Source organism: Vibrio sp. V01_P9A10T6 (assembly GCF_963877065.1).
GTDB classification, from domain to species: Bacteria; Pseudomonadota; Gammaproteobacteria; order Enterobacterales; family Vibrionaceae; genus Vibrio; species Vibrio anguillarum.
Window position 1 is genome coordinate 1 of sequence record NZ_CAWNTB010000067.1, and the last position, 5,977, is coordinate 5,977.

Annotated in this window: 7 protein-coding genes and 1 pseudogene; 2 read left to right on the forward strand and 6 right to left on the reverse strand. The window is 46.5% G+C overall.

Annotated features, from left to right (window positions below; all coding sequences use genetic code 11):
* Positions 1–165 (forward strand): annotated as a pseudogene (locus AACQ21_RS03970) (septum site-determining protein MinD); the annotation flags it as partial.
* 4 nt (positions 166–169) lie between these two features.
* Complete coding sequence (minE, locus tag AACQ21_RS03975; RefSeq protein ID WP_010317176.1) at positions 170–436, forward strand: cell division topological specificity factor MinE; 267 nt, start codon at positions 170–172, stop codon at positions 434–436.
* A gap of 56 nt (positions 437–492) precedes the next feature.
* Here minE and rnd read toward each other — a convergent pair whose 3' ends face one another.
* The 6 genes from rnd to tsaB all read right to left on the reverse strand — a co-directional run.
* The gene (gene rnd / locus AACQ21_RS03980; protein WP_017044578.1) at positions 493–1,611 is read right to left on the reverse strand and encodes a ribonuclease D; all 1,119 of its coding nucleotides are present in this window, start codon (positions 1,609–1,611) and stop codon (positions 493–495) included.
* Between the two features lie 97 nt (positions 1,612–1,708).
* Complete coding sequence (fadD, locus tag AACQ21_RS03985) at positions 1,709–3,403, reverse strand: long-chain-fatty-acid--CoA ligase FadD (RefSeq protein ID WP_105976303.1); 1,695 nt, start codon at positions 3,401–3,403, stop codon at positions 1,709–1,711.
* A gap of 102 nt (positions 3,404–3,505) precedes the next feature.
* A complete protein-coding gene (locus AACQ21_RS03990; RefSeq protein ID WP_105976304.1) occupies positions 3,506–4,360 on the reverse strand; it encodes an alpha/beta fold hydrolase in 855 nt (284 codons plus the stop codon).
* Positions 4,361–4,362: 2 nt separating this feature from the next.
* Entirely contained in the window at positions 4,363–4,926 is a 564-nt protein-coding gene (locus tag AACQ21_RS03995) for a Slp family lipoprotein (protein WP_105976305.1), read from the reverse strand.
* 15 nt (positions 4,927–4,941) lie between these two features.
* Positions 4,942–5,247 carry a chromosome partitioning protein ParA gene (locus tag AACQ21_RS04000; RefSeq protein ID WP_181185510.1) on the reverse strand — a complete coding sequence of 102 codons (306 nt, stop codon included), beginning with the start codon at positions 5,245–5,247 and terminating at the stop codon, positions 4,942–4,944.
* Positions 5,248–5,300: 53 nt separating this feature from the next.
* The coding region (gene tsaB / locus AACQ21_RS04005; protein ID WP_105976307.1) for a tRNA (adenosine(37)-N6)-threonylcarbamoyltransferase complex dimerization subunit type 1 TsaB at positions 5,301–5,977 on the reverse strand (677 nt) is incomplete at its 5' end.

A 5,977-nucleotide genomic window follows, 5' to 3' on the forward strand; every position in this document is an offset into this window, starting at 1 on the left:
GTGCTTAATGCCTCCAACAAAGGTGTTCCGGTTATTTTTGACGATCAATCAGACGCAGGCCAAGCTTATGCTGACGCTGTCGAGCGCTTATTAGGGCAAGAAGTCGAGTTTCGTTTTCTAACGGAGCAGAAAAAGGGCATCTTTAAACGACTTTTCGGGGGTTAATATTATGTCTCTACTTGAGTTTTTCCGACCACAAAAGAAAACGACCTCAGCAAGCCTTGCCAAAGAGCGTTTGCAAATTATCGTCGCCGAACGTCGTAGTGAAAATGACCCTGCACCGACCTATTTGCCTCAATTGAAAGAAGACATTCTCAAGGTGATCGCCAAATACGTCGCGGTTGACCCTTCGATGGTTGAAGTCTCTTTTGAGCACAAAGATGATGATATCTCTGTGCTGGAATTGAACGTGAAACTGCCAGACGAAGAAAAGTAATCCTTATGATAAAAGAGCCTGCAAAATTGCAGGCTCTTTCTCTTTACTAACCAATTTTACTCAACCAATTTGTTGAGCCGTTCACCGAGAATAGGTAAGCGCCAGCTCTGCATCACATCCGGCAATTGCGCGGGATCTCTCTCTTTCTTCCACACCCAACTCAATAGCTGGTTGAGCTGTTTTTTAGAGGCTAAAAATTCAGTCGCTAAACCCGTGGTTTGAGACACTGATTTAACTTCATCTTTCAACCGTTTAAACAACTGTTTATAGCCGGGATAGTCCATCAAAGGGTCGATTTTAGGTGGGTATTGATCAGCCGGAGTCTGCTGGCCCGCTTTCACCAATGCAATGATTTTGGCACTGTGACGTTGAATCGATCTCGGATCGGCCCCTTCATCAATCATACGGCTTGCACTCGTCAATCCCAAACGAGCGATAGTCAGCAAGTCTGTTTCTTTGACCACAAAATTCAGCGCCAAATCACGGCGTACCGCCTCTTCGTAGCGCCAAGTAGCTAAGGGTTTGAGAATCGCTAATTCTTGCGGTGTTAGTTGCCATGCCCCTTTGATATCCAAATAGGCCAAATCGGGATTAGTCTGTTTAATGCGTTTGACGCTCAATAGTTCAGATTCTTGCTGCGCCGCTTGCCACCAGCCCGCCTGCGTCACTTTATCGAGTAATTTCTCGTAAATCGGCAGCAAATAAAACACATCGGCGGCAGCGTAATCCAACTGCTTTTGCGATAAAGGCCTTGCTAACCAATCAGTACGCGATTCACTTTTATCAATTTCAATCCCTAAGAATTCATTAACCAATGCGGCAAATCCGGTAGACAGTCCATGGCCGAGAAAGGCTGCCATTACTTGTGTATCGACCATTGGAAACGGTGTGCAGCCAAATGCATTATGAAACACTTCGAGATCTTCACCACACGCATGCAGCACTTTGAGCACGGAGGTGTCTTGCAGTAACTCGACAAAAGGGGCCATGTCATCAAAGGCAAGTGGGTCGATTAAAGAGAGGTTTTCACCATCATAAAGCTGGATCAATCCGAGCTGTGGGTAAAAGGTACGCACTCGGACAAACTCGGTATCGAGCATCACCACATCGGCATCTCGCGCGGCAAGGCATACACGTTGTAGGTCGTTAGGCTGGGTAATTATTTGGTAGTTCACTAATGGCTCACTTTGGGCAACCCTACTAGAGGGGACATAAAAATGCCGACGGTTTGAGTCGGCATTCTAGCACTATTTTTTCATACTGACTTGATGCTTAGGCACGTTTTGTTTGTTCAATTGCCGCATCATTTTCTTCACGAAGTACGCGGCGTAAAATTTTACCCACATTACTCTTTGGTAAATCTTCCCTAAACTCAATCAACTTAGGCACTTTATAGCCGGTCAAATGTTTACGGCAATGGGCAATGATTTCATCTTTAGTTAAGCTTGGATCACGCTTAACCACATAAATCTTGACGATTTCACCAGACACTTCATGAGGCTGGCCGATAGCGGCCACTTCTAATACTTTGCCATGCAGTGCAACCACATCTTCAATCTCATTAGGATAAACGTTGAATCCAGAGACTAAAATCATGTCTTTCTTGCGATCGACAATATAGACCATTCCTTGCTCGTCAAACTTGACGATATCGCCTGTAGAGAGCCAACCATCGGCATCAATCACTTCTTTCGTCGCTTCCGGTCTTTGCCAATAACCTTGCATCACTTGTGGGCCACGCACTTGCAACTCACCGACTTGATCATAAGCCAACACTTTGCCTTCATCATCAACGATACGCACTTCGGTTGAAGGAACGGGTAAACCAATGGCTCCCGAATAATCACTTAAATCATAAGGATTACCTGTCACCAGTGGTGCACATTCAGTCAAACCGTAACCTTCAAGCAGGTGGATACCCGTCACTTTTTTCCACTGTTCGGCCACCGCGCGCTGTACCGCCATGCCACCACCAACAGAAAGCTTAAGATTTTTGAAATCAAGTTCATGGAAATCTTCGTTGTTGACCAACGCATTAAACAGCGTATTCACCCCCGTAATGGCAGTAAATGGGTACTTTTGCAACTCTTTAACAAAGCCTGGAATATCGCGTGGATTAGTAATCAATAGGTTACGCCCACCCATTTCGACGAACAGTAAACAGTTTACGGTCAGTGCAAATACGTGATAAAGCGGTAATGCCGTCACAACCAGTTCGCGGCCTTCGGCCAATACTGGGCCATATGCCCCTTTTGCTTGGAGCACATTCGCAATCATGTTGCGGTGGGTCAGAATTGCCCCTTTTGCCACACCGGTTGTACCACCGGTATATTGTAAAAATGCAATGTCGTCGCCAGACATAAAAGGCTTCACATACTGTAAACGGCGACCTTTGTGCAACGCCTTACGCATGGAAATGGCACCTGGTAAGTCATATTTTGGCACCATCCCTTTCACATATTTCACAACGAAATCAACCAACGTCCCTTTTGCTCTAGGTAACATCTGTCCAAGGCTGGTCAATACCACATGTTTTACTGAGGTATTTTCAACAATTTGCTCTAAGGTATTGGCAAAATTCGAGACGATGACGATCGCCTTTGCATCGGCGTCATTCAGTTGATGCTCAAGCTCTCGCGGGGTGTACAACGGGTTAACATTCACCGCAATCAACCCGGCTCGTAATACGCCAAATAACGCGACCGGATACTGCAATAGGTTAGGCATCATTAAGGCGACACGATCACCTTTTTTCAGCTTTAGCTCATTTTGCAAATAGGCGGCAAATGCTCGGCTGCGCTCTTCCAGTTTACGAAAAGTCATGACCGAACCCATATTCATAAAGGCTGGTTGATCGGCATATTTATGAACCGATTGCTCAAACATTTCGACCAAAGAGAGGTACTGATCAGGGTTGATGAATTCAGGTACGTCAGTTGGATAGCGTGAAAGCCAAGGTTTCTCCACGGTAATACTCCTCGTTATTGGCGGCTGCTCTACGGCGATATTTTTATGTGCGCTATTACAGCACAGCCAAAGCGCTTGAGCACGAAACACTCAAACACTTGTTTAAATTTTGTTAACTAAGCCAAAAATTAGTTCGGCGACTTGCGAAGGTTGCTCAAGATGGCAATGATGACCACCAGAAATAGTGAACATCTCTTGCCGATCATCGGCGAAATAGCCACGAGCGGCTCGTAACTCAGAAAAACCGTGTGTACCGAGAATCACACGTTGTGGGCATTGGATGTGCGCCATTATGTGCTGAGCATGCTCATAGGACATGCGATACAAAGAATCACTGTTTAACTTCTGATCATGACGCCAATACCACTCGTCATTGCGCCGCTCAACCCCTCGAATAACGATGGGTTGGATCAAGGCTGCTTCTAACTGGTTGACTTCGGCTCGGCGAGCAACAGCGTATTCTAAGTTCGGTAACCTACGACGAGGCTTACGCCGGATCCGCTGGCGGCTGAGTACGCCATTGCGCAGCCTGGCCACACTCTCTAGTGGCGATTCAGCCAATGGAGCCATTCCTTCGATTTGAACTAATCCTGCGACTTGCTCAGGAAAGGCGGCACTATAGCAACTTGCGATTAAAGCACCAAGGGAATGCCCTACGATCACTAACCTGTTTGGCGATAAGTTGAGCAAAAATGAGTAAATATCATCAATATAGTCATGAAATGGGTAAAAATGACCGTCGGCTTTATGGCTTGAAAGGCCATGTCCCGGTAAATCGATTGCGCAAAGGTGTAACTGTGGATTAAGGTGACTTAACGCTTTGATAACGGTAAGAAAACTGGATGAATTATCTAACCAACCATGCAAAAAAACGACCGATAAGTCGGCCGTTTGTGCGTTTCCCAACTCTTGAGTCGCAATCATTCCTTGCGCAAGAGAGTACTGTTTTTGTTGCATCGCTATTTCACTTCTTGTACCACGCGCCCTTCACGAGCACCAATGTACATTTGACGACAATATAAGCTGTGGCAAGGGTACATATAAGTACCGAGATCATTCACGACCACTCTTTCTTCAACTCGCCACAAATGTAGTCCTTTTACGACCATGGTTGGGAAAGTGTATTCAAACTCACCCACTTTGGCCTTTTCTGGAGCAAGGCTGGTTCCCACTAGCGTCACCAAACGATCTTTCGCATAAGCCACTGGGTCAACAAACCCGTCAACATAGCCAACAAAACGCCCTTGCGGTTCGCGGTCGATATCCGGTCGGCCTGATGAGCTAATCGGCAAATTGACTATTTCAATCCGGGTTTTATCCGCCAAATTAGTCACACTGGCGATGACGCCGCCCAGCCGGACTTCATCTTGCTCATTGGTTGGCGTATTGACCCAAGTGGCGTAATCGGTGATCACGGCCTCACTACTGGCACGAAGATCATCCGGTAAGCTTGAGCATGCACCAAGCAACAATGTGGACGATAACAGCAGTAGCGTTTTAGAAGTGGAAAAAGATCGCATCATAATGACCTTGTTGGATTAGATGTAGATATCGACTCCAAGCAGTTGAGCAAGTTCCTCTTTTTTTGCTTGGTTCATCACGTCCATGTACTCTTCCATCGCCTTTCTTGATCGACCTTCAGGAAGATCGTATTCCAGATTAGCCTGATGAATCTCTGATGGATCGACATGACGAATTGAATGAGAAACAGCATTCGCCACCTTAGTAGGTTGACCTACTCCGGTTTTGGCATCGCCTTTCTTTACCCCATTGTTCTTATTTGCGCGATTAGCCCTATTGCTACCGGGCACTATCGCAGGAGGTAAACCGTTAATTGAAACCATACTGTTCCTATTCAATTAGAGCAAGACGAATGCAACGCCTTGCCTTTCACTGATTATTCTCGGCCCGGTAACTTCTTCCAAGCCACGTTATCACGCAGGTAAACAGGGCTCGACTCTTCCACCGTTAGCGTGTTTCCTTTGGTAAACTCGTACTGAGCAAGAAACACCATATCCTGTGCATCTGGGTACAATACTTCCCCCATTTGACACGAGATAGGCAACGTATCTAACTCTTCTTTATAAGCCGCCCAACCCGTTCCAGCGCAGCCCCAAGTGATGCTGTCAGCTTTGATTTGCTCAGCAAGAGTATTAGGAGCAATGACGCACTCTGCATCTATCTCTTGCCAAGAGCCATCTTCTTGACGTGTATAACGACCCCAGTAAATCTCACTCATTCTGGCGTCAATTGCACACGCCACCTGCTGGTAACCCTGTAAACGATAGCTGCCTTGCGCCATCGCTGCCAGGGTCGAAATACCTATCATAGGTAAATCAGCGCCGAATGCTAAACCTTGTGCAATTCCAATGCCAATCCGTACTCCGGTAAAACTGCCCGGACCACGGCCAAAGGCTAGCGCGTCTAGTTCCTGTAAGGTGATGCCCGCTTCTTTGAGGACGGAATCCACCATGGGTAGAATTTTCTTGGTGTGATCGCGAGGGGCAACTTCACTGCGAACGTACAGTTTGCCGTTCATCATTAAAGCAACAGAACAGTTCTCTGTTGCTGTGT